The 24447-nt window shown below is 36.0% G+C and carries 21 protein-coding genes, 4 tRNA genes and 1 pseudogene; all 26 read left to right on the forward strand.

What is annotated here, in order from left to right; all coding sequences use genetic code 11:
• The first annotated feature begins 301 nt into the window (after positions 1 to 301).
• The 26 genes and pseudogenes from APF76_13825 (at position 302) to APF76_13950 (ending at position 24445) form a co-directional block, all read left to right on the forward strand.
• Positions 302 to 1165 (forward strand): annotated as a pseudogene (locus tag APF76_13825).
• Between the two features lie 117 nt (positions 1166 to 1282).
• The gene (locus APF76_13830) at positions 1283 to 3358 is read left to right on the forward strand and encodes a hypothetical protein (GenBank protein ID KUO51442.1); all 2076 of its coding nucleotides are present in this window, start codon (positions 1283 to 1285) and stop codon (positions 3356 to 3358) included.
• 300 nt (positions 3359 to 3658) lie between these two features.
• Positions 3659 to 4300 (forward strand): transcriptional regulator, encoded by a 642-nt coding sequence (locus tag APF76_13835; protein KUO51443.1) that lies wholly within the window; start codon positions 3659 to 3661, stop codon positions 4298 to 4300.
• The gene (locus APF76_13840) at positions 4287 to 5135 is read left to right on the forward strand and encodes a phosphoenolpyruvate synthase regulatory protein (GenBank protein KUO51444.1); all 849 of its coding nucleotides are present in this window, start codon (positions 4287 to 4289) and stop codon (positions 5133 to 5135) included. Before APF76_13835 ends, APF76_13840 begins: the two co-directional genes overlap by 14 nt.
• The gene (locus APF76_13845) at positions 5128 to 7767 is read left to right on the forward strand and encodes a pyruvate, phosphate dikinase (GenBank protein KUO51445.1); all 2640 of its coding nucleotides are present in this window, start codon (positions 5128 to 5130) and stop codon (positions 7765 to 7767) included. Before APF76_13840 ends, APF76_13845 begins: the two co-directional genes overlap by 8 nt.
• Positions 7768 to 7950: 183 nt before the next feature.
• Complete coding sequence (locus APF76_13850; GenBank protein ID KUO51446.1) at positions 7951 to 8691, forward strand: hypothetical protein; 741 nt, start codon at positions 7951 to 7953, stop codon at positions 8689 to 8691.
• Entirely contained in the window at positions 8681 to 9706 is a 1026-nt protein-coding gene (locus tag APF76_13855; protein ID KUO51447.1) for a deoxyguanosinetriphosphate triphosphohydrolase, read from the forward strand. The genes APF76_13850 and APF76_13855 overlap by 11 nt, the downstream gene beginning before the upstream one ends.
• Positions 9707 to 10521: 815 nt before the next feature.
• A complete protein-coding gene (locus tag APF76_13860) occupies positions 10522 to 12336 on the forward strand; it encodes a hypothetical protein (protein ID KUO51448.1) in 1815 nt (604 codons plus the stop codon).
• An 8-nt stretch (positions 12337 to 12344) separates the two neighbouring features.
• Entirely contained in the window at positions 12345 to 13463 is a 1119-nt protein-coding gene (locus APF76_13865) for an RNA polymerase subunit sigma (protein ID KUO51449.1), read from the forward strand.
• 69 nt (positions 13464 to 13532) lie between these two features.
• A tRNA-Asn gene (locus APF76_13870) sits at positions 13533 to 13607 on the forward strand.
• A 7-nt stretch (positions 13608 to 13614) separates the two neighbouring features.
• A tRNA-Met gene (locus tag APF76_13875) sits at positions 13615 to 13689 on the forward strand.
• Between the two features lie 9 nt (positions 13690 to 13698).
• Positions 13699 to 13774, forward strand: a tRNA-Glu gene (locus APF76_13880).
• A 31-nt stretch (positions 13775 to 13805) separates the two neighbouring features.
• A tRNA-Val gene (locus tag APF76_13885) sits at positions 13806 to 13881 on the forward strand.
• Between the two features lie 181 nt (positions 13882 to 14062).
• Positions 14063 to 14755, forward strand: coding sequence for a hypothetical protein (locus tag APF76_13890; GenBank protein ID KUO51450.1), 693 nt, complete (start codon positions 14063 to 14065; stop codon positions 14753 to 14755).
• The gene (locus APF76_13895; GenBank protein ID KUO51451.1) at positions 14746 to 15864 is read left to right on the forward strand and encodes an NGG1p interacting factor NIF3; all 1119 of its coding nucleotides are present in this window, start codon (positions 14746 to 14748) and stop codon (positions 15862 to 15864) included. The genes APF76_13890 and APF76_13895 overlap by 10 nt, the downstream gene beginning before the upstream one ends.
• A gap of 45 nt (positions 15865 to 15909) precedes the next feature.
• Positions 15910 to 16620 carry a hypothetical protein gene (locus tag APF76_13900; GenBank protein KUO51452.1) on the forward strand — a complete coding sequence of 237 codons (711 nt, stop codon included), beginning with the start codon at positions 15910 to 15912 and terminating at the stop codon, positions 16618 to 16620.
• A gap of 17 nt (positions 16621 to 16637) precedes the next feature.
• A complete protein-coding gene (locus tag APF76_13905) occupies positions 16638 to 17039 on the forward strand; it encodes a hypothetical protein (GenBank protein KUO51453.1) in 402 nt (133 codons plus the stop codon).
• Positions 17040 to 17057: 18 nt separating this feature from the next.
• The gene (locus APF76_13910) at positions 17058 to 18188 is read left to right on the forward strand and encodes a hypothetical protein (GenBank protein ID KUO51454.1); all 1131 of its coding nucleotides are present in this window, start codon (positions 17058 to 17060) and stop codon (positions 18186 to 18188) included.
• A gap of 7 nt (positions 18189 to 18195) precedes the next feature.
• Complete coding sequence (locus tag APF76_13915; protein ID KUO51455.1) at positions 18196 to 18843, forward strand: two-component system response regulator; 648 nt, start codon at positions 18196 to 18198, stop codon at positions 18841 to 18843.
• Positions 18844 to 18962: 119 nt separating this feature from the next.
• Entirely contained in the window at positions 18963 to 19136 is a 174-nt protein-coding gene (locus tag APF76_13920) for a pilus assembly protein (GenBank protein ID KUO51456.1), read from the forward strand.
• A 172-nt stretch (positions 19137 to 19308) separates the two neighbouring features.
• Positions 19309 to 19839 carry a hypothetical protein gene (locus APF76_13925; GenBank protein ID KUO51457.1) on the forward strand — a complete coding sequence of 177 codons (531 nt, stop codon included), beginning with the start codon at positions 19309 to 19311 and terminating at the stop codon, positions 19837 to 19839.
• A gap of 18 nt (positions 19840 to 19857) precedes the next feature.
• Positions 19858 to 20241 (forward strand): hypothetical protein, encoded by a 384-nt coding sequence (locus tag APF76_13930; protein ID KUO51458.1) that lies wholly within the window; start codon positions 19858 to 19860, stop codon positions 20239 to 20241.
• 12 nt (positions 20242 to 20253) lie between these two features.
• On the forward strand, positions 20254 to 20949 hold the full coding sequence (locus APF76_13935) for a hypothetical protein (GenBank protein KUO51459.1): 696 nt from the start codon (positions 20254 to 20256) through the stop codon (positions 20947 to 20949).
• 8 nt (positions 20950 to 20957) lie between these two features.
• Positions 20958 to 22163, forward strand: coding sequence for a hypothetical protein (locus tag APF76_13940; GenBank protein ID KUO51460.1), 1206 nt, complete (start codon positions 20958 to 20960; stop codon positions 22161 to 22163).
• A gap of 3 nt (positions 22164 to 22166) precedes the next feature.
• Positions 22167 to 23501: a type II secretion system protein E gene (locus APF76_13945; GenBank protein KUO51461.1), complete on the forward strand. Its 1335-nt coding sequence runs from the start codon at positions 22167 to 22169 to the stop codon at positions 23499 to 23501.
• Positions 23498 to 24445 (forward strand): hypothetical protein, encoded by a 948-nt coding sequence (locus APF76_13950; GenBank protein KUO51462.1) that lies wholly within the window; start codon positions 23498 to 23500, stop codon positions 24443 to 24445. Before APF76_13945 ends, APF76_13950 begins: the two co-directional genes overlap by 4 nt.
• Positions 24446 to 24447 lie beyond the last annotated feature (2 nt).

A 24447-nucleotide genomic window follows, 5' to 3' on the forward strand; every position in this document is an offset into this window, starting at 1 on the left:
CACACCTCAATTACGGGTTAATCTGGGTGTCCGAGGAATGTCCCCGAACTTATGGGTACATAATGTCCCCGAACTTATGGGTACATAATGTCCCCTAATTATTAAGGTGGAGCACTAATGATGTGCTCAATCAGGGTGGAACCGCGGGCAATCCCGTCCCTGTAGTCTAAAAAGACTGCAGTGGATGGGTTTTTTAAGTTAGGGACATCCATCGGCGACATAAGTTAGGGACATTCCTCGCGACAACGCATAGCTTCAAGAGAGGTGTGTTACCGTACATTAACTAAGGAGGAGTTTAGATATGAATTTTCAAGAGATTATAATGTCTTTAAATGAATTTTGGGCAAAAAAGGGGTGTATTTTGATACAGCCTTATGATGTTGAAAAAGGAGCTGGAACCATGCAACCAGGTACCTTCTTAAAAGCACTTGGTCCAGAACCATGGAATGTAGCTTATGTGGAACCATCAAGAAGACCCACAGATGGTCGTTATGGGGAAAACCCTAACAGATTGCAACATTACTATCAATATCAGGTTCTTTTAAAACCATCACCAGATAATGTGCAAGATTTATATTTAGATAGCTTAAGAGCAATCGGTATAGACATTGAAAAACATGATATTAGGTTTGTGGAAGATAATTGGGAATCTCCTACCCTGGGAGCTTGGGGACTTGGTTGGGAGGTTTGGCTTGATGGTATGGAAGTAACTCAGTTTACTTATTTTCAGCAGTGCGGTGGTATAGACTGCCATCCAGTTAGTGCAGAGCTCACTTACGGTATTGAAAGACTGGCAATGTTTATACAGAAGAAAGATAGTGTATATGATATAAACTGGATTGGAGATATCTCCTATGGTGATATCCACCACCAAACAGAAATGGATTATTCATATTATAATTTTGAATATGCAGATACAAAAATGCTATTTGATATGTTTAATCAGTACGAAAAGGAGTGCTTCAAGATAATTGCTTTAGGTCTTGTACAGCCTGCATATGATTATACTTTAAAGTGTTCACACACTTTCAACCTACTAGATGCTCGGGGAGCTATTAGTGTTACTGAAAGAACAGGCTATATTCACAGGGTAAGAGATCTTGCTAAGGCAGTAGCCCATGGGTATGTAAAACAGCGTGAAAGGCTTGGATATCCACTAATTAAAGCTTCAGAGGTTCGTCAAGAATTAGGTCTTGAAGCATTAACCGATAAAAGTACTGCCGTAAGACCACTACCCCTTGAAGATGAAGTAGCAAGCACCGAAAAGGAGGGGAAATAAGTAATGACTAAAGATTTCTTGTTTGAAATAGGGACAGAAGAAATTCCTGCACGATTTATGGCAGGAGCTTTAGATGAATTAAAGACTAAAACAAAGAAACTGTTAGAAAAAGAGAGGATAGCATATAAAAGTATTAACACTTACGGAACCCCAAGAAGGCTTACTGTATATATAGAAGACCTTGTGGAGGTAGGAGAAGGATTAATTGAGGAGAAAAAAGGCCCTTCCATAAAGGTCGCATTTGATGAAAATGGAAATTACACAAAGGGAGCTCAGGGTTTTGCAAGAGGCCAAAAGATTTCTGTTGAAGATCTTGTGATAAAGGATACCTCAGGGGGCAAATATGTTTATGCAGTTGTTGAGAAAAAAGGTGAGAACATTAAGAACCTTTTTCCAAAGATTTTGCCAGAACTCATCTTAAGTTTGGATTTTCCAAAACCAATGCGATGGGGTTACCTAAATATTCGCTTTGTAAGGCCTATAAGGTGGCTAGTCTGCCTTTATGGTGAGGAGATTGTTCCCATTGAACTAGAAGGAGTAATGTCTGGTAGGATGACCCAAGGTCACCGTTTCCTTGGCAATCAGAATATAGAGTTACCAAATGCTACAACTTATTTCTCCAAGTTGGAAGAAAACTACGTTATAGTGGATCAGAATAAAAGACAGGATATTGTCTGGACACAAATTCAAGGACTAGCTAAGCAGGAGGGGGGAATTGTCAAGCCTGATTCCAAACTTTTAGAGGAAATAAACTACCTACTGGAGTATCCTACTGCCCTTTGCGGAAAGTTTGCTCAATCCTACCTGAAGCTACCTGAGGAAGGTTTAATAACTGTAATGAAAGAACATCAGAAGTATTTTCCGTTATGGGATGAGAATGATAAACTCTTAGCAAAATTTATTACTGTTCGTAATGGTGATGAAAGGAATCTTAATATAGTGACCCAGGGAAATGAAAAAGTTCTAGAAGCCAGACTAAATGATGGTAAATTCTTCTACGAGGAAGACGTTAAGGCTCCTCTTGATGGGGACGTGGAAAAATTAAAAGCTGTTGTTTTCCAGGAAAAACTAGGTACCATGTATCAGAAAGTTAATAGAAATCAGGAGGTTGCATCATATATTTCTGATAAACTAAACTTATCTCCTACTGCAGGGGTAAATGTATTAAGAGCCAATTATCTCGCAAAGGCAGACCTGGTTTCAAATATGGTTTACGAGTTTCCTGAACTTCAAGGTATAATGGGATATTACTATGCACTACATCATGGTGAAAAGGAAGAAGTCGCTGTTGCAATTAAAGAACACTATAAACCTAGATATGCAGGTGATTCTCTTCCTAGTACAACCGAAGCTAGTGTTGTAGCAATGGCAGATAAAATAGATACAATTTGTGGCTGCTTTGCGGCAGGTCTTAGACCAACTGGCTCAGGGGATCCTTATGCATTAAGAAGGCAGGCACAAGGAATTTGCTATATTATATTTGCAGGACAACTTGAGATTGACCTGTTTGCGTTGGCAGAAGCTTCTTTAGAAACCTATGAGAAGCAGGGGCTTGATATGGACAGACAGGAAACGCTAATAGCTATTAAAGAATTCTTCAAGCAAAGGGTAGCCAACCTGTTAGAGGATAAAGGAGCTAGCTATGATATAGTTAATTGCGTATTAGAAAGCAACTGGAACAATATCTTTGAGACAGTAAGTAAAGGGCAAGCCTTAATGCAGTTTAAGGATAACCCCCAGTATAGTGAGCTCATTACTGCATTTACAAGGGCGGGCAATCTGGCAAAGAACGCAGTAACTATAGAGGTTAAAGATGATTTATTTCAAGATGATTCTGAAAAAATCCTCTGGGATAAGTTCAATAAAATGCAAGAAACAGCTAAACCATTGTGGGGCAATCAAAATTACACAGAAGTTTTGGAGCATTTTTCATCTATTAAACCATATATTGATGATTTCTTTGAAAAGGTAATGGTTATGGATAAAGATGAAAACATTAAAAATAACAGACTAGCACTTCTTAAAACAATAGTAGATTATCTTAGCCCCCTAGGGGACCTTTCAAAATTATTATCATAATAAAAACTGACTATCTATCTAATTCAGTATAAACAGAATTCAGAATTCACAAGAAAACTGGCAGAACCCGATGTAAGTTTTGGTGAGACAAGGGCTTAGACTAGTAAACAAAGCCTTTGTCTCTTTTTAGTATATAGCATTCTTTTCCTGTACTATTTTACTCAACTACCAGCTAAATTAATAATTAAGCAGGAAAAATCATATAATTATCGTATATAATATAACATGTTTAAAAATAAGTATAGCACATTTCCGATTTTTCTGTATATTTTAGGTTCTAATAAGGGATGGTGATGAATTATTCAGTTAAATGAACGTCAGGAAAACATTCTTTCTATAGTTAAACGTTTCGAGCCTATAACTAGTGATCAAATTGCTGCATACCTTGGTTTAACTAGGGCTGCTTTGAGACCTGATTTGGCAATCCTAACAATGTCAGGAATATTAGATGCTAAACCAAGGGTAGGATATTTTTACAATGAAAAAGGTGGCAAAACCTTAAGAATTATTCAATTTGAAAATCTTCTTGTAAAAGACGTTAAATCAGTTCCAGTAGTTGTCAGGGAAGATGATGCAATTTATGATGCTATAGTGTCTATGTTTATTAATAATGATGTGGGAACATTAATAGTTGTAAGTGAGGGGGGAAAGCTAGAAGGAGTAGTATCACAGAAAGATTTGCTGAAATCTATCCTAGGAAAACCTGATTTGAACAAAATACCCGTTAGTGTGGTAATGACTAGATTACCTAATGTTGTTACTGTGGAAGGTACTGATACAGTTTTAACTGCTGCAAGGAAGATGCTAGAACATGAAGTTGACTGTATTCCGGTAATAAAAATAATTGAAGAAGAAGGAAAAGAAAGGATTTTAGAAGTGATCGGTAGAATTACTAAATCAAACATTACTCGAGTTTTCATAGAAATGATTGAAGGAAAGTAAGGGGGGAGTAGTAATTTTAAATAAGAATAATCCAAAGGTTTTTGTGGTGTCGGATTCACTAGGTGAAACAGCAGAAATAGTGGCTAAGGCAGTAGCCAGTCAGTTTAATTTAAGTGATATTGAAATACGACGATTTCCTTACGTAAATAATAAGCAGCAAGTAAAGGAGATAATTGCTCAATCTGAGGGATATAACTGTCTAATCGCATATACACTAGTCATTCCTGAACTAAAGGAATACCTTGAAGAATTAGTTAATGAAATGGGACTAGGGGCAGTTGATATTTTAAGTCCCATGCTAACTTCCATGGAAAAACTGCTCAAGAGGCCCCCAAAGTTAGAACCTGGGTTATTGCGAAAACTAGATGAACAATATTTCAAAAGGGTAGAGGCAATAGAATTTGCTGTAAAGTATGATGATGGAAAGGATCCTAAGGGATTAATAGCAGCAGATATAGTGTTAGTTGGTGTTTCCAGAACTTCAAAAACACCCTTAAGCATGTATCTAGCCCATAAACGAATTAAATGCGCCAATGTTCCATTAGTACCTGAGGTATCACCACCGGAAGAGCTTTATAAGGTAACAAATAAAGTGGTTGGTTTGATAATTGATCCAAATCACCTATATGAAATTAGAAAAGAAAGGCTGAAAAGCCTTGGCTTAACTTCAAATGCAAACTATGCCGCTGTTGAAAGAATAATTAAGGAACTTGAATACTCGGATACTGTTATGAAAAAAATTGGTTGTCCTGTTATAAATGTAACTAATAAAGCAGTTGAAGAAACAGCTGGTACTATTATGGAAATATTTTATGGGGGGAGATTCAATGAGTAAAAAGTATCTATATAAATTTCATGAAGGTGACAAGGAAATGAAATCTATCCTTGGGGGTAAGGGTGCTAACCTAGCTGAAATGACAAAGATAGGATTACCAGTTCCTCCAGGGGTTATTCTTAGTACTCAAGCTTGTAAAGACTATTATAAAAAAGGTCAAGAATTTCCAGAGGGCATGCAAGATCAAATAGTGGAACATATAAGATACTTAGAAACTGTTACTGGAAAAGGGTTTGGTAGCAACGAAAATCCCCTTTTAGTATCTGTTCGTTCTGGAGCGGCAGTATCCATGCCTGGAATGATGGATACCATACTAAATTTGGGTTTAAATGATGAGACAGTTAAGGGTTTAGCAAGTATAACTGGAGACAAAAAATTTGCCCTTGATTGCTATAGAAGGTTTATTACAATGTACTCAGATGTAGTAATGGGTATAGAACACGTAAACTTTGAATCTATCTTGAGATCATATAAGAAAAAACTAGGTATTGAATACGATCATGAGTTTTCTTATGAAAACCTTCAAGACTTAATAGAAAAGTTTAAATCCATGCTGAGATTAAAGCACGGCAATGAGTTTCCTCAGGATCCAATGGAACAACTATTAAAAGCCATAGAAGCGGTTTTTAATTCATGGCAAAACAGTCGGGCAATACTATATAGGAAGTTACATAAAATTCCTGATTCATTAGGTACGGCTGTAAATATTCAATCAATGGTCTTTGGAAATATGGGCATCAATAGTGGAACTGGGGTTGCTTTTACCAGAAATCCTTCAACAGGTGCAAGAGAATTATATGGTGAATACTTGGTAAATGCCCAAGGGGAAGATGTGGTTGCAGGTACAAGAACCCCCCAACCCATTGAAAAACTGAAGGAAGATATGCCTGCTGTATATAAACAGTTTACTGATACATGTAAGCTCTTAGAAAGGCATTACAAAGATATGCAGGATATAGAGTTTACAATTGAAAACAACAGTTTGTATATCCTGCAAACTAGAAATGGCAAAAAAACTGCAGCTTCTGCTATTAGAATTGCAGTTGATATGGTAAAAGAAGATCTAATAATTAAAGAAGAGGCTGTTAGTCGAATTGATATTACTCAACTTGACCATTTATTGCATCCAACAATTGATACAAGCAATAACTTTGAAGTAATCACTAATGGACTTCCTGCATCTCCAGGAGCTGCGGTAGGTAAAATAGTATTTGACGCCGATGAAGCAGAAAATATGGGTAATGAGGGTATAAAAGTAATATTGGTTAGAAATGAAACTACTCCCGATGACCTTAATGGCATAGTTGGAGCTCAAGGAATTCTTACATTGCATGGTGGAATGACAAGTCATGCTGCTGTTGTTGCCAGGGGAATGGGTAAACCATGTGTTTGTGGATGTGATGGGCTTGATATTGATATGGATGCTCAAAAGCTAATAATAGGTAGTAAGACTTTCTACAAAGGAGATATAATTACAATTGATGGTTCTACAGGTAAAGTAATAGAAGGGGAGGTACCTCTTCTTGTTCCAACATTAAGTAGAGAATTTAAAACTATACTTGAATGGGCAGATGAAATACGAATTTTAGGTGTCAGAGCCAATGCAGATACCCCTGAAGATGCAGCAAAGGCTAGAGAATTTGGTGCTAAAGGAATAGGCCTTTGTAGAACTGAGCATATGTTTATGGGACCGGAAAGACTGCCAATTGTGCAGAAAATGATCTTGTCCTCAAATATTGAAGAAAGAAAGGCAACATTAGAAAGGTTATTGCCAATTCAGCAGGAAGATTTTTATGGAATATTTAAAGTAATGCAAGGATATCCTGTTACTATTCGTTTGTTAGATCCGCCTTTACACGAGTTTTTACCAAACAGAGAAGAACTAATAGAAGATATAACTAAAATGAAGTGCCTTGGTGGTTCAGAAGAGGAGCTCAAGAAAAAAGAGAATTTACTTGTAAAGGTTAAGTCATTATCAGAAGCTAATCCCATGCTAGGACACAGAGGATGTAGATTAGGAATTACCTTCCCAGAGATATATGCAACACAAATTGAGGCCATTTTTAGAGCTGCTGTTCAACTCGCGAAAGAAGGAGTCAAGGCTATTCCTGAAATAGAAATACCCCTTGTCATGCATGTTAATGAACTCTCAATATTAAAAGAACTCGTTGATGCAGTAGCAAATATGGTATTTGCAGATGAGGGAGTTAAAGTTGAGTATACAGTTGGCACTATGATAGAGGTTCCTAGGGCATGTGCAACTGCTGGGGAAATAGCTCAAGTTGCTGATTTCTTCTCTTTTGGAACGAATGATCTGACTCAGACATGTTTTGGATTTAGTCGCGATGATGCTGAAGGTAAATTTCTTCAACCATATCTTGAGAAAAAAATCATCCAAGATAATCCTTTTGTAGTTATAGACAGGGCAGGTGTCGGCCGCTTGATGGAAATGGCAGTTACCAAAGGGAGAGCCAGTAGAGAAGACTTATTAATAGGGATATGTGGTGAGCACGGAGGAGATCCAAACTCTATTGAATATTGTCATCAGATTGGCCTTGATTTTGTAAGCTGTTCACCTTATAGGGTACCAGTAGCAAGGTTAGCAGCAGCACAAGCCCAATTAAAGGCATAAAAATAAGAAATCATTCAGGGTCAGAGGGTAATTCCTCTGGCCTTATCTATTTGTGTCATGCATAATACATATTTATTCACTACAAGATAAAACTCTTTGCCATTTGCTGATTTTTAAATTACAATATATCTGAAGTACCGTGTTCAGATTATAAGTATTTTGTGACCAAAAGGGGGCAAATTTATGTCAGATATGTCAATGTCACTAATAGACCATTTAGAAGACCTGCGAAAGATTATAATTAGACTCATACTGGCAATCTTACTGGGAACAATTGTAAGCTTTGTGTTTTTTGAAGAAGTGATTTCGCAGGTGATCAATGCCCCTATAATTGGGAAAGAAATTCAACTAGTACAGTTGACTGTAACAGAGGCATTTCTTACTAAGATAAAGATAAGCCTTTTATCGGGTGTTATGATTACAATCCCATTTACTGCTTGGCAGTTATGGAGTTTTATACTTCCAGCCTTATATGCTCATGAAAAAAAATATGTTTATATAATTACTCCTATGTCAGCTATTTTATTTACCGCAGGGGTAGTTTTTGGCTATTATGTGGTTCTCCCCCTTGCTCTAATTTTTTTCATTGGGCAGGGAGCCAATCTGGTACCTATGCTTTCCTTTGCTAGATATGTATCTTTTGTCTTAGGATTTTTAATACCATTTGGTCTAGTTTTTCAATTACCACTAGCTGTTGTATTCCTAGTAAAAATCGGGGTTACAGATTATAAGTTTTTTGTAGCAAAAAGAAAATATGCCGTATTAATCATTTTTGTAATTTCTGCACTTTTAACTCCAGCAGATGTTGTTTCTCAATTACTAATGGCTGGTCCTGTAATGTTACTATATGAAATTAGTATCCTGATTAGTTGGTTAATAAGAAAAAAAGTAAAAGAAGAGGATGAGGAGAATAATGTCTCTTAGGGAAATGTTTGAAAAGAGGGAAGAAACTTGGCTTTCCACTTTTGCAACAAAATCCATTGATTCACAGGGGAGACAAGTTGCTGAAGAACCATGTGATGTACGTACAAGCTTTCAACGGGACAGAGACAGAATTATACATTCAAAAGCTTTTAGGAGACTAAAACATAAGACGCAAGTATTCATATCACCTGAAAGTGATCATTTCCGTACGAGGCTTACCCATACTTTAGAAGTAAGTCAGATAGCAAGAACAGTAGCTAGAGCATTGAGATTAAATGAAGACTTAGTAGAGGCTATCTCTTTAGGACACGATTTAGGACATACTCCATTTGGTCATGCAGGTGAAACAGCTCTTGATAGGGTTAGCCCTGAAGGTTTTAAGCATAATATACAAAGCTTAAGGGTCGTAGATAAGATTGAACAAGGTAAGGGTCTTAACCTTACTTGGAAGGTAAGAGACGGAATACTAAACCATACTGGGGATGGAACTCCGAGTTCATTAGAAGGTCAGATAGTAAAAACTGCTGATAGAATAGCATACATAAATCATGACATTGATGATGCTATAAGGGGGAAAATAATTTCACTTGAAAGTTTACCAAAAGAATGCCTTAAGGTTCTTGGTTTTAAGCATAGCGAAAGAATAAATAAAATGGTCAGAGATATGATTGAGGCTAGTTGGGATAAGCCTTATATTACTATGAGTAAGGAAATAATTTGTGCGATGAATGAATTACGCCAGTTCTTATTTTACAATGTTTATATAGGCTCTTTAGCAAAAACTGAGGAAAAAAAAGCCATGAGATTAGTGGAGGAAATTTATCACTACTACAGTAATTATCCACAAGAAATTCCAATAGAGTACCGGAGACATTCTGATTTTGAAAATAACTATCAAGATAATAGCAAAGATATTTTAGCAGTAGATTATATAGCTGGAATGACCGATAGATATGCCATATCTAGTTATAAAAAATTGTTTGTACCATTAGGGTTTCAGACTCCAATTATTTAAAAAACTAAAAACATTTCACTATTCTAATACATTATTATAATATAACTATTTATAATTAATTGTTGCAAAAACTAATGTATATTTAAAATCAAACAGGTTAATAATAGATTTGAGGAGCAAAGCATTCTGTTAGGTATCTAGTCAATGCCTAAATAGTCTGACTGACGAAGAGATGCTTGGCTCCTTTTTTTTATACTATCAGCAAGTATAAGTTCAAACAAGGTAGATAGTATTCACAAAAACTAAGGCTTCCGCCAGTAGTTCTAGCATTGATTTTGCAATGCGTAGAAATACCAGTGCAAAGCCGCCTGCGTCTAAGGACTTGGCGCAAGTCAAGTTTTGTTTTATAAGAAAACAGTAAAGAAGCAGAAAAAAGGACCTCCAGAATGGGAGGTCTTAAAAATATCATCCAGGGACCTATCACTACTGATAGTTACTGGACATTAATAAAAAATGAAAGGGGAAAATAATAAGATATGAAGGGATGATACTTTTCATTAATTAATATATCATATGATATATACTATAGCATCAGGAAAGTATTGGTGTATTGCTCTATCTTTTATATAAATAATGCAATGTTTATACATTTTTCTATTCTTTATCTAAATTTACTACATAATTTCTTTAAGTAGAAGGAAAACAGCTAAATGTATAGAATAAGTATAAATTGTCCAATACCACTTATAACACAATACCACATAGGTATTGGAATGGGAGGATTACGATTCGGTTGTTATGTGATCCAATTATATAGGAGGACTTAAGAGATTTATGACGAAATAAGATATAAACAAATTAGCTAGGTGATTTAGGTGATTAATTTTATTCCTGAGGAAAAAGTTCAAGAGATTCTAGAAAGAGTTTCTATAGAACAAATTGTATCACGTTATGTATCTTTAAAGCAGCAAGGAAAGAATTTAGTTGCCATATGTCCTTTTCATAGTGAGGATACACCATCCTTTAATGTTAATCCTACCAAGGGCCTTTTTTATTGCTTTGGTTGTGGTGCTGGGGGCAATGTGTTTACCTTTATCATGAAGGCTGAAAATTATACTTTTGTTGAAGCTGCAGAATTTTTAGCATCTCAAGCAGGAATTTTGCTAGAGGATAACAAATTAATTAAGAAGGTAGATAAAGAAAAAAATTCCCTTATTGAAATAAATTCGCTAGCCCAAAAGTTTTTTAATTATATGCTTATTGATAGTACTAAAGGTGAAAAAGCCCTTGAATATTTAAAAAAACGTGGGGTTTCAAATGAAATTATAGCAGAATTTGGACTTGGCTACTCCTTAGACGAGTGGGATTCATTGTCTAAGTTTATGACCAAAAGAAAGGTTTCTGTATCAGATTTGGAAAAAGTCGGCCTGATTAGTCCAAGACAGGGAAATGCTTCAGGATATTACGATCGTTTCAGGGGAAGAATTATTTTCCCAATATACAATCTAAATGGTTTAGTGATTGGTTTTGGTGGGCGTATTATAGATGATTCTATAAAAGGGCCTAAATACCTTAATAGTCCTGAAACAAAAATATTTCAAAAGAGCAAGTTGCTTTATGGAATGAATTTGGCAAGAGATGAAATAAGGAGAAAAGATTTAGTCATATTAGTAGAAGGTTACATGGACGTTATTGCCACTCACCAAAATGGAGTGAAAAATACAGTAGCATCATTAGGAACGGCTTTTACAGCCGAACAAGCAAAAATACTAAAAAGATATACAGATAATGTTGTAATTGCTTACGATGCTGATGAAGCAGGCCAGGAAGCATCATTAAGAGGGTTGTCTGTTTTAAACGAAAATGGATGCAAGGTTAACATTCTTACATTGCCAGAAAAATCTGATCCAGATGACTATATAAGAAAGTACGGGGCAGAAGGTTTCATGGATTGTGTTAAAAACAAAGCTATCCCATTAATTGAGTATAAACTTAAAATTGCTAGCCAAAAAAATAGATTAGACACAATTGAAGGTAAGAAAAAGGTATTGGATTTCATAATAAATGACTTAACAAAGGTTAACAGTTTAGTAGAAAGAGAATACTATATAAGGTTAATTTCAAATAAAATTGGAGTAACTGAACAAGTAATAGCTGCAGAGATGGGCAAGCACTCAAGAAGCCTGCAAAATATTGGTACTAATAGGGATAAAAAGGTAATAGTAAGGAATAATAGCAAGGAAAAGTATCTCATGGGAAATAGTGCACAAGTTAAAGTAGAAAGATTTTTGGTGAGATATGTAATGGAGAATCCCCAAAATATAGAGTGGTTTCAAGAAAATGTGGGAGTACACTCATTACAATATTCAAAATCCAAGTTATTGATAAGAGACTTAATTAAGTATGTAGAAGATAGTGGAGGTAGTGACAAGTTTTGCTTTAAAAATTTTCTTATCACACTTCCAGAGGATTTACAGGGTTATTTATCAGAAATAATGACCGTTGATACAGAAACTTACTCAATCAATGATTGTGTATATATAATCAAGAACAATTGGTATAAGTTACAAGTAGAAAACCTTAAAAAAGAGATATCAGCAGCAGAAGAAAGTGAACAAAAGGATATAGTCGACTCATTGGTATCAAATTTAGTAGAGTTTCAAAGAGATTGGAAACAAATTAAGTCATAATTGTAAGTATGATGACCCTAATGGAAGGGGGGACAATGGTGAAAGAAGATAACAAGAAGACAGAAAGTGTGAAGCAGCTCATAGAGCTAGGTAAAAAAAGAGGAATATTAACGTATAAGGAAATTATGGATACTTTACAAGGTATAGAATTAACCCCAGATCAAATTGATGAAATATATGAACATTTGGCTAGTATGGGAATAGAAGTTATACCTGAAAGTGGTAAATTAGAAGAAGACGATGACGACGAAGAAGATAAGGAAGACGTTGAGATAGATTTGTCAATTCCTGAAGGAATAGGAATTGATGATCCTGTGAGGATGTACCTGAAAGAAATAGGAAGAGTTCCTTTACTGTCAGCCGATGAAGAGATAGAATTAGCAATAAAAATAGAACAGGGAGACATGGAAGCAAAACGTAAACTGGCTGAAGCAAACCTCCGATTAGTTGTCAGTATAGCTAAGCGTTATGTTGGAAGAGGTATGTTGTTCCTTGATTTAATACAGGAGGGGAATCTAGGACTAATTAAAGCGGTTGAGAAATTTGATTATCGTAAGGGATTTAAGTTTAGTACCTATGCTACATGGTGGATACGTCAGGCAATAACAAGATCAATTGCTGACCAGGCAAGAACAATTAGAATTCCTGTGCATATGGTTGAGACCATTAATAAGCTAATTAGAGTATCTAGGCAACTTCTACAAGAACTAGGCCGAGAGCCTATGCCTGAAGAAATAGCGTTAGAAATGGACATCCCGGAGGAAAGAGTTAGAGAGATTATAAAAATTGCTCAAGAACCTGTTTCCTTGGAAACTCCCATTGGAGAAGAAGAAGATAGTCATTTAGGTGACTTTATTGAAGATCAGGATGCACTAGCACCTGCAGAAGCGGCTTCTTTTACTCTACTTAGGGAACAATTAGAGGATGTACTAGATACATTAACTCCTAGAGAAGAAAAGGTATTAAGACTTCGTTTTGGTTTGGATGATGGCAGAACTAGAACACTAGAAGAGGTAGGGCAAGAATTTGGAGTTACCAGAGAAAGAATTAGACAGATAGAAGCAAAAGCATTACGTAAGCTTAGGCACCCAAGCAGGAGTAAAAAATTAAAAGATTATCTTGAATAGTAGGTAAAAATTGCTATTGACAAGTGATTTGGAATGTTTTATACTGTATTTTGTCAGTATCGAGGGTGTTCCCTGGTAGCTCAATGGTAGAGCACTCGGCTGTTAACCGAGTTGTTGCTGGTTCGAGTCCAGCCCGGGGAGCCATTTTATTGGGCCCATAGCTCAGCGGTAGAGCCACCGGCTCATAACCGGTCGGTCCCTGGTTCGATCCCAGGTGGGCCCACCATTTTCATTCGGCCCGTTGGTCAAGGGGTCTAAGACACCGCCCTTTCACGGCGGTAACATGGGTTCGAATCCCATACGGGTCACCAATAAAGAAGCAAGAAACCTGCACCTTGATATGGGTGATTAGCTCAGTTGGGAGAGCGCCTGCCTTACAAGCAGGATGTCGGCGGTTCAAGCCCGTCATCGCCCACCATATTAACAGATGAGCCTTGTGAATAGCAAGGCTTTTTTATTTAGGTAAATTTTGCATATTTTTTAATATAATTAGATATTATTAAGAAGAGAAAATATTTTTGTAAAAAATGCAGGGAAACCTCAAAGTTTTGGTGAATTAACTACTAATAAAATTATTTTTGTATAATGGGAGGCAATCTATGCTAAATGTAAGGCTTGCCACAATTGCAAAATATATAACACCCAACTCTCTTGTAGTAGATGTTGGAACAGATCATGCTTTATTACCTATTTTTTTAATACAGAATAATTTGGCATGTAAAATTATTGGAGTTGAAATAAACCAAGGTCCATTCTTAAAAGCCAGAAAAAATGTTAGTACCCTTGGTTTAGAAAAAGATATTGAATTGCGTCAGGGTGATGGTTTGGAACCTGTACTAAACGAACAGGTAGATGTTGTAGTCATAGCTGGCATGGGTGGAAAGTCTATCGTTGAAATATTGAAAAGAGGGGCTAGCCTACTCAAAGATGTTAAAAAGATAATTTTACAACCAATGAATGGATGTGAATTGGTAAGAAATTATCTTTTTTATACTAAAGGATTAAAAATAAGTGATGAAGATTTAGTTAAGGAAAATAATAGGCTGTATGAAATTATTATTGCAGAGCCTGGCCAATCCCAGGAATTTGATGATATACTTATAGAGATAGGGCCAATGTTATATTCTAAAAGACATCCGCTATTTCCAGTATTATTAGAACGAAAGATCCAAAGATACAGAAAGATAGCAAATAACATGGATAAAAGTAATAAGATTACTGCTAAGGATAAGATGAAGTACTATGATGCCAAGGCAAATTGTTTGGAGAAGGTGTTAGTATCATGTCTGTAAAGGTAGCTACTATAATGCAGATAATTGAGGAGCTTGCTCCTAAAAACCTAGCTTATGATTGGGATAACATTGGGCTGATAGTTGGTAGCCCAAAGGAGGAATTAGAAAGAATCTTGGTTTCTCTTGATGTAAATGAGCAGGTGGTAGATGAGGCTATTGCAAATGGTGTTGGTATGATTATATGCCATCATCCTTTAATATTTAAGCCTATTAGCAATATACGTTGGGATAACAACTTAGGAGTAATACTTAAAAAGCTGGTACAAAACGAGATTAATCTATATGCTGCCCATACTAATTTGGACTTATGTAAAAATGGAGTCAATCAAATTCTTTTTGAAAAGTTGGGTTTAGAGGATGGGCAAATTCTTAAAGTAGAAAAAGCAGAAAAACTTTTAAAACTAGTAGTGTTTGTACCAATGTCCCATGTGGAACATGTAAAGATGTCCATGGGTAATGCGGGAGCAGGTTGGATAGGGGGCTATTCACATTGTGTTTTTGGTACCCAAGGAATAGGCTCTTTTAAACCTCTTGAGGGTACTAATCCATATTTGGGTTCGACTGGAGAGATTGAAGACGTTGAGGAAATGCGCCTGGAAACAATTGTACCTGAAAAAATCCTAAAGACAGTTCTTAAATCTGTGCTTAAGGAACACCCTTATGAAGAGGTTGCCTATGATATTTATCCACTAGCCAATTCTGGAGATAAATATGGTTTAGGTTTAGCAGGGAGATATGATATCCCCATTGCGAAAAATGAATTTTTAGAAATGGTAAAAGAAAGACTACAGGCCCCTGTCCTAAAAGTTGCTGGTATTATCCCAGAAAAAATTCAAAAAGTTGGGGTTTGTGGGGGATCAGGAGGTTCCATAATTAGCAATGCAGCATTTACAGGAATTCAAGTATTTATAACGGGAGATATAAGCTATCATCAAGCACAGGAGGCAGAAAGCTTAGGTATCTGTGTTATTGATGCAGGTCATGGAACCACAGAAAAATTGGTTGTACCATATTTTGCGAATAATCTTAAAAGTAAATTAGATGTCCAAAAACGTAAAGTAGAAGTTATGATTTCTAAAGTAAATAGTGAGCCATGGACTTTTTTATAGGATAGGGTTTCCCCTATCTTTCATTATTTTATGGAGGTGTATTTTATGAACTTTAAAAAACTGTATAAGTATCAAAATCTAAGAGATGAATATTTCAAACTCAAGGGTAAAGTAAACAATATTACTAAGAAAGAAAAATTACTTGAATGGAAGAAAAGGATTGAACAAATTAATAGAGAAAAGGAAGAGTTGAAAGTACTATTAGAAGAAAAGGCTAAGGTTGTAAAGAGAATTAATACCTTAATAGAAGATATAGAAGCAAAAGAAAAAGATGTGGAAAAACAGCTTTATGAAGGAAATGTTACAAATCCAAAAGAATTATTATCCATGCAGAAAAAGCTAGATGAGTTGACCGATCATAAAAAACAAACAGAAGACACATATATTAAGGAAAACGATGAATTTACTTCCTTACAGCAGGATTTGGCGAACAAAAAAGAAGAATTAATGACAGAATATAAACCTTATCAAGATGAGACTAATAAATACAAACAAGATAGAGAAATTGATAAAGTAAACTTAAATGAATTAGTTAAACAAATAAAAGAAATGGAGAAAAAAATAGATAATAGTTTACTAAATATCTATTTAAAGAATGTTAAAAAACTCGGTAATAATGTTTTGGCTCCGATACACGGTGATAAGTGTGGAGGATGCAATATAGATATTCATAAAGTAGCTCTAGCTGAAGTTAAGGCTGGGAAAAAGTTGGTAATCTGCGAAAATTGTGGTAGAATATTAGTTACTAATTTGTAATGTGTTGGGGTGGAATAATGGATATAAATGTCTATACAGATGGTGCGTCAAGGGGTAACCCTGGTAAAGCCGCAATAGGCGTAATAATTTATGATTTATATGGTCAGGTTTTAAGGGAAGAAAACGAATTTATTGGTGTGGCAACAAATAATGTTGCTGAGTATAAAGCTGTAATTAGAGGGTTAGAAGTATCTACTGAATTGGGAGCTACAGGTGTAACGTTATATGCTGACAGTCAACTTCTTGTAAGGCAACTTGCAGGTGAATACAGGGTAAAGAATGAAGGTTTAAAACCTCTATATCAGCAGGCTAAAGAGCTAACTAAGAACTTTAAAAAATTTAAAGCAATTCATATTCCAAGAGAGCAGAATAAAGAAGCAGATAAATTAGCTAATCTAGCCCTTGATAGTAATCAGTAGTTATCGGGAGTGAAGCCTATGATTGAAACTGGAATAATAGACAAGATTCTTAAAGATGTTATCTCTAGAATTGAAACTGGAAAGAATCAGCTTTATGATATAGCAGAATCTGCTAGACAGGAATGTGTAAGGACAGAGGCATCTATGCTTAAGATTAAACATGAGACGCTTGAAGTAGTTGAACAGGTTGATTGGTGGGAAAAAAAGGAAAAAAAGGCTAGAATAAGACTTGCAGAAGTGAGCAAGAACTTTAATAAGTACATCGAAGACGATATAAGAAAGGCTTATGAAACAACAAAGGATATCCAGATACAGTTGGCTTTACTTAGAGAAAAAGAAGTGCAATTTAAGATAAGGCGATTGGAGCTTGAACAGCAGTATAAAAGAATGCAAGATACTGCTGAAAAGGCAGAATCTCTTGTATCTCAAGTTGGAGTTGCCATGAATTTTTTAAGCACCAACCTAAAAAGCATCCAGGAGGAAGTTGGTAAAGTACAAAATTGGCAGGAATTAGGACTTGCAGTTATTAAAGCCCAAGAGGAAGAAAGAAGAAGGGTAGCAAGGGGAATTCATGATGGTCCTGCCCAATCATTAGCTAATATAGTACTGCGGATAGAGTTTTGTGAAAAGGTTTTGGAAAAGAGGCCAGAGGTGCTTCCAGAAGAGCTATCACAATTAAAAAACTTTGCTCGTAAGACACTTGAAGAAATTCGTAAAATACTTTTTGATTTAAGACCTATGGATTTGGATGACTTGGGGTTAATAGCTGCATTGAAACGTTTTCTATTAGACTTTCAAGAAAAAAATGGAATAATTGTTGATTTTGAATATTCAGGAAATGAACAATTATACGCACCTGAAATAGAGGTAGCAACCTTTAGAATAATTCAAGAGTGTATGAATAATGTGAGAAAGCATTCAAATGCCTCAGTAGTAAAGGTCACACTAGAAAAGGCTCCACTTAAAATTAATACAGTAGTAAAAGATGATGGAATTGGTTTTAATGTGGAAGAAGGACTGCATTCAAATAGGTTTGGTTTAAAGGGAATGAGAGAATGGGCCCGGTTACTAGGGGGAGATGTAAAAATAGTCTCTTCCTCTAAAATGGGGACCAGGGTATCCGCTATTATTCCGTTAAAGGAGAGGTGATTTGTGAATGGAAGCTATCAAGGTGTTACTAGTTGATGATCATCCATTAATAACTGAAGGTTTGGAAAAGATACTTTCTTTTGACGATGCTATACGGGTTGTGGGGAAAGCAAATGATGGTAATCAGGCAGTTGAGATAGCAATGAAGGTTAAGCCTGATGTGGTTGTTATGGATATTAATATGCCTGGCATAGATGGAATAGAAGCATGCTTAAAGATTAGAGATATACTACCTAGAACCGAAATAATTGCCTTGACAGTATGTGAAGAAGAGGATAGAATACTACAGATTTTAAAAGCAGGTGCCAAGGGTTATTTTTTAAAGGATGTTGAACCGGAACGTCTAATAGATGCCATAAAAAATGTCCAAAAAGGGCAGTCATTTATACATCCGCAGATAGCGGCCAAAGTACTTAGTAGTTATACAACCCTTGCCTCTAGGCAAAATAAAGATTTCAAAGGAAACGACCTAACTGATAGAGAGATGGAGTTGGTAAAACTACTAGCTAAGGGCTTGAATAACAAGGAGATTGCATCAACCCTATTTATTAGTGAAAAAACAGTTAAAAATCATATAACTAATATTCTTAGAAAACTAGACTTAAGAGATAGGGTCCAGGTGGCAATCTGGGCTATAAAAGAAAAGGTAATCTAGGACTATTGTCTTTATAATTAGGACTTACAATTATAGGAAATGGGTATCTTGCCGGATACTCATTTTTTTGATTCCTCTGTACAATAAGATTAAGAAAATTCTAAGGAGGTCTACAAACAATGTTAACAATTATTAAAAAGTTTTGGAATGAAGAAGACGGACAGGGACTAACTGAGTACGGATTGATTTTAGGTTTAATAGCAGTAGTGGTGGTTGCAATTTTAGGTACTATGGGTGGACAAATACAGGCTGTATTCCAATCGATTTCTAATGAACTCCCAACAGCACCATAAGAAGATTAAAAACAAGTTATTAATGAACGTAATAAATAATGGAATTGTAACATAAAATATGTCTATTACTCACCCAACAAACTCCCTACATTCAAGTAGGGTTTCTTTTTAAAACTAAACAACTTAGCTTAAGTAAGACTACTTGCTTTAACCTAACGAAAGGAAGGTTATTATGTACACCCCACATATTACAAACGCAATACTTCTCATAGTCCTGATTGTCTGCCTAATAACAGACATCCGGCAGAGAAAAATATATAACATAATAACCTTCCCAGCCATTGCTGGAGGATTAATCTTAAATGGTACTTTGTACGGAATGGAAGGATTACTGGACTCGCTTAAAGGCATTGGAATAGTAACAGTAATTTTAATACTTCCATTCATGATGGGAGGAATGGGAGCAGGGGATGTGAAGCTGCTGATGGTGGTGGGAGCTTTAAAAGGAGTTAGTTTTACTTTTGAAACAATTCTGGCCACTTTTCTGGCAGGTGGTTTGATTGCAGTAATGCTCATAATTAAAAGGAGCATGTGGAGAGAAGTATTTGGTCGATTAACCGCTAATCTCTACCTATTCGTAGCATTACCTGTTTTCAAGAGACAGGTAAGTGAAAAGAACACATTTCAAGATCAAGAAAAGTATGCATTTCCCTACGGGATAGCAATATTTATTGGAACTATCCTTGTGCTACTAATTCGATAAAAGTGACAGGTGATGAATATGAAGTGGATTAGAAATAAAAGAGGACAAGCACTTGTTGAATTAGCATTAGTTCTACCAGTTTTTTTACTGCTTCTTGGGGGAGTAGTGGAAACTTCAAGGGTCTTTTTTACTTATCTTACAGTCAACCATGCAGCTAGAGAAGGCGCTAGACTCGGTGTAGTTGGCTATGATGAAATCAATATAATGACAAAAATTAAAGACTCAGCAAATGGTTTAAGTGAGGAGCTAATAGAAGTTGAAGTAAGCCCAATAAACCCCTCTAGAGGTAGCCATTTAACCGTAAAAGTATCATATCCTGTGCAGATTTATATGCCAGTAATATCACAAATATTTGATAATCCTCAATGGGTATATGGTGATGCTACCATGAGGGTGGAATAAAGGGGAAGGCAAATGATAAATAAAAAGTTGTTAATAATAACTCTGATAGTCAGTATAATTACTGCAACTGTAGCTTATCTTTATCTAGAAGACATGAAAGATAAGCTAGACACAACAGAATATACAGAGGTAGTGTGTAGCGCTATAAACATACCACAAGACACAATATTGAGTAAGGATCTTCTAATAATGAAAAAGATACCTGTTGAATACGCTCATCCCGATTCCACATTTAAGATGGATGACGCTGTGGGAAAGCTTAACAAGGTGCCCCTTACTATGGGTGAAGCCCTTCTAGGTACCCATCTTATGGATCAAGAATCTACTGAGGAAGGCTTGGCATATGCAGTTACCCCAGGTATGAGGGCTGTAACCCTGGGAATTAACCAAGTATCTTCACTAAATTATTTAATTCTGCCAGGTGACAGAGTAGACATCATTGTCACATTAGATACTAATGATATTACCCAGACAAGTTTTATTTTAGAAAATATAGAAGTACTAGCATTAGGCAGTCAGCTTGCACGAGACATTTTAGAGCAGGGTAAGGAGCAGCAGACTATTACTTTACAGATTAACCCTACTGAGGCTCCTAAACTAGTATTAGCCTCAGAAGTAGGAACAATCAGAATGCTACTCAGGTCTCCAAGAGACGAGGGCAGAGTTGGTGAACGCCCCATCACCTTAGAAGAATTAGTTAGAAGGTAGGTATTAATATGACCATTAGAGTAATGATAGTTGATGATATCCAAGAAACCCGTGACAATGTTAAGAGATTACTTTCTTTAGATCATGAAATAACAGTAGTAGGTGAAGCAGCAAGTGGGAAAGAGGCTTTAAAGACAATCAAGAGTAAACAGCCAGATATAGTGCTTATGGATATCAATATGCCAGATCTTAACGGTTTAGAGGCTACTGAACAATTGACTATCCTTTATCCAGAAATATCAGTAATAATGATGACAGTTCAAGCTGAAATGGAATATATGAAAAAGGCAATGCGGGCTGGTGCCAAAGACTACATAGCAAAACCTTTTTCAGAAGAAGAGCTAGTGCAAGCAATAAAAAAAGTATGGCGTATGGAACATCGCAAGAAAAACAAAAACCTTCTTGAGCAAACATATACAAAGAACGATCCAAAGGTTATAACAGTCTTTAGCACTAAGGGTGGAGTAGGCAAGACATCAATAGCTGTAAACTTAGCGATTAGCTTGCAGACACTAACATCAAAGAAGGTTGCCTTAATAGATTTGGATGTACAGTTTGGGGACGTTTCAGCTATGGTAAATCTAATGCCAAAACGAACTATAAGCCATTTGGTCCAAGAAAAAGGAGAGCTTGATTTAGAGTTAATCCAAAATTACATGTTAAAGCATCCAGGTTCCGAAATTGATATACTTCCTGCCCCAACAAGGCCAGAATATTCTGAGTTAATCACAGCAGACCATATAGAAAGTATTTTAAATATATTAAAACAAAGCTATGATTTCATCATCATCGATACTGCCTCGTCTTTTAGTGAAATTAATCTTACTGTAATGGATTTTTCCCAGACAATATATCTAATGCTTACCTTAGATTTACTGTCTATAAAGAATACAAGGCTATCACTAGAAGTGTTGGAATCATTGCAACATTTAGACAAGGCAAAGCTTGTTTTAAACAAGGCAAATAAGGATTGGGGACTTAGTGTTTCTGATGTAGAAAGAACCCTCGATAAATATATTGATTTCGAAATTCCTCATTCTGAAAAATTAGTTGTTGATTCTATAAATAAGGGTATTCCCTTCATGATCAACAACCCAGCATCAAAGATTGCCCAATCAGTAGAGGGATTAAGTTGGTCTATATTGAAAAAGCCCAAGATGGTTCCACAGAAGAGGGGACTATTAAATAGAATCCTTACCATACAAGGGGTGTAAGCTATGTCCTTAATGGATAGGTTAGAAAAAAGTCCAGTAGCTACAAAGAGAAAAGATTTTGGAAGCATAATTAATACAGGGTCAACTGAAAAAGAAGCATATCAAGAATTAAAAAAGGAGCTTCATTTAAAAATTATTAAGGAGCTTGGAAAAACTGAAAGAAATAAGGAAAAGCCTGAAAAGGATATGCAAGAAAAGATAGTTGAACTAGTAGACCAACAAAATATCTATCTGCCTAGGGCTGAAAAGCAACAGCTGGTAAAAGACATGCTTGATGAGATAAATGGATTGGGTCCAATAACATGCCTCATGGAAGATGAAACTATCACAGAGATAATGGTAAATGGTCCGGATCAGGTTTACATTGAGAGAAAGGGTAAGCTTGAATTAACAAATGTAAGATTTCGTGATGATGAGCATGTAATGCACATCATCGAGAAGATTGTTTCGCCAATCGGAAGAAGGATTGATGAAAGTATGCCTATGGTGGATGCACGACTACTAGATGGATCAAGGGTAAATTGTGTTATTCCTCCTTTATCTTTAACTGGGCCAACAATTACCATAAGAAAATTTTCAAAGGAACCGTTTAAAATGGTAGATCTGATTCGCTTTGGTACACTCACCCCTGAAATGGCAAAATTTATTGAAGCATGTGTTAGAGCAAGACTAAATATTATTATCTCAGGGGGTACTGGTTCAGGTAAAACTACACTTTTAAATTGTTTATCAGGATTCATAGGAAAAGATGAGAGAATAGTTACTATTGAAGATGCTGCAGAGCTACAGCTTTCTCAGCCCCATGTAATATCACTAGAAACCAGACCTCCAAATATAGAAGGAACAGGTGAAATTGCAATTCGTGACCTAGTTAGGAACTCACTTCGTATGAGACCTACTAGGATTGTCGTAGGTGAGGTTAGAAGTGGAGAGGCACTAGATATGCTGCAGGCTATGAATACAGGTCATGATGGCTCTCTTACTACTGCCCATGCTAACACCCCAAGGGACATGCTAGCAAGACTTGAAACAATGGTTTTGATGTCTGGAATGGATTTGCCAATACGGGCGATAAGAGAACAGATTGTCTCAGCTATTGATTTAGTGATTCAACAGTCTAGAATGAAAGATGGTAGCAGAAAGATTACTCACATAACAGAAATATTGGGCTTAGAAGGGGATATTCCCGTTTTGCAGGATATATTTATTTATAAACAAGACCATAAAGCTACAGGTATTAGACCAAAGTTTGCCGATAAGCTAAAAGGTACTGGGGTTAATCTTCCAGAAAGCATCTTTGAACCTTTTAGCGGCTTCAGGGATGGGGTGGTAATATGATTTCTGTGCCAGCACTCGCAGCTCTAAATGTTGCTCTTGTAGTTTTCCTTATCCATAGTTTTATAACCAGGGAACAAAGATTTTTAAATAAGAGGTTAAAAGAAGTAGCAGGGAAAAATCAAGAAAATAGAAAGCTTCTTACAAGGCTTAGTTGGATTGAGCTATTAAGGCTTCTTAGTAGATTTTGGGTAGCAAAAAATAGGGTTAAAAAAGTTGAAAAGAAACTATTACAAGCTGGTATTCCTCTAAAAGGAGAGGAATTTTTAACTGTTATTTCCTTAATAATCATAGCTGTCGTTATATTAGGAGCAGTTGTACTACAAAACATAGGTCTAACAATACTGCTGGTAGTAATATGCTCCATATTACCCAAGATCGTTGTAGAATCCACTCTTAAGAAGAGATTAAAACTATTTGATAAACAAATTGGGGATGCCCTCGTGATTATATCAAACTCCATGAGAGCAGGGTTTAGCTTTATGCAGGCTATGGATATGGTAAGTAAAGAAATGCCAAATCCCATCTCAGGAGAATTTAATAGAACCTTAAGAGAAATATCCATGGGAACGCCTACCCATCTGGCACTTGATAATCTTACTGAAAGAGTTGGAAGTGAAGATTTAGGTCTAGTAATTACAGCAATATTAATTCAGAGACAAGTAGGAGGTAATCTAGCTGAAGTACTGGACAATATATCAGATACCATTAGGGAAAGAATTAGAATTGCTGGGGAAATAAGGACACTTACAGCTCAAGGAAGAATATCTGGAATGATAATCGGTTCATTGCCAATTGCTTTAGCGGTTATGATATTTTTAATAGATCAGAACTACATACTTACTTTATTTAGAGAACCCATTGGCTTAATAGCAGTAGGTATAGGCCTAACCTCACAGGTAATAGGATTTCTACTTATCCAAAAAGTTATTAAAATAGAAGTATAAAG

Origin of the sequence: Desulfitibacter sp. BRH_c19, assembly GCA_001515945.1 — a bacterium.
GTDB lineage: Bacteria > Bacillota > DSM-16504 > Desulfitibacterales > Desulfitibacteraceae > Desulfitibacter.

Bases quoted from the DNA above. Each gene is read 5' to 3' on its own strand.
- APF76_13830 (KUO51442.1), top strand. From the start codon at position 1,283: ATGACTAAAGATTTCTTGTTTGAAATAGGGACAGAAGAAATTCCTGCA.
- APF76_13845 (KUO51445.1), top strand. From the start codon at position 5,128: ATGAGTAAAAAGTATCTATATAAATTTCATGAAGGTGACAAGGAAATG.
- APF76_13850 (KUO51446.1), top strand. From the start codon at position 7,951: ATGTCAGATATGTCAATGTCACTAATAGACCATTTAGAAGACCTGCGA.
- APF76_13855 (KUO51447.1), top strand. From the start codon at position 8,681: ATGTCTCTTAGGGAAATGTTTGAAAAGAGGGAAGAAACTTGGCTTTCC.
- APF76_13865 (KUO51449.1), top strand. From the start codon at position 12,345: ATGATGACCCTAATGGAAGGGGGGACAATGGTGAAAGAAGATAACAAG.
- APF76_13890 (KUO51450.1), top strand. From the start codon at position 14,063: ATGCTAAATGTAAGGCTTGCCACAATTGCAAAATATATAACACCCAAC.
- APF76_13895 (KUO51451.1), top strand. From the start codon at position 14,746: ATGTCTGTAAAGGTAGCTACTATAATGCAGATAATTGAGGAGCTTGCT.
- APF76_13900 (KUO51452.1), top strand. From the start codon at position 15,910: ATGAACTTTAAAAAACTGTATAAGTATCAAAATCTAAGAGATGAATAT.
- APF76_13905 (KUO51453.1), top strand. From the start codon at position 16,638: ATGGATATAAATGTCTATACAGATGGTGCGTCAAGGGGTAACCCTGGT.
- APF76_13910 (KUO51454.1), top strand. From the start codon at position 17,058: ATGATTGAAACTGGAATAATAGACAAGATTCTTAAAGATGTTATCTCT.
- APF76_13915 (KUO51455.1), top strand. From the start codon at position 18,196: ATGGAAGCTATCAAGGTGTTACTAGTTGATGATCATCCATTAATAACT.
- APF76_13920 (KUO51456.1), top strand. From the start codon at position 18,963: ATGTTAACAATTATTAAAAAGTTTTGGAATGAAGAAGACGGACAGGGA.
- APF76_13925 (KUO51457.1), top strand. From the start codon at position 19,309: ATGTACACCCCACATATTACAAACGCAATACTTCTCATAGTCCTGATT.
- APF76_13930 (KUO51458.1), top strand. From the start codon at position 19,858: ATGAAGTGGATTAGAAATAAAAGAGGACAAGCACTTGTTGAATTAGCA.
- APF76_13935 (KUO51459.1), top strand. From the start codon at position 20,254: ATGATAAATAAAAAGTTGTTAATAATAACTCTGATAGTCAGTATAATT.
- APF76_13940 (KUO51460.1), top strand. From the start codon at position 20,958: ATGACCATTAGAGTAATGATAGTTGATGATATCCAAGAAACCCGTGAC.
- APF76_13945 (KUO51461.1), top strand. From the start codon at position 22,167: ATGTCCTTAATGGATAGGTTAGAAAAAAGTCCAGTAGCTACAAAGAGA.
- APF76_13950 (KUO51462.1), top strand. From the start codon at position 23,498: ATGATTTCTGTGCCAGCACTCGCAGCTCTAAATGTTGCTCTTGTAGTT.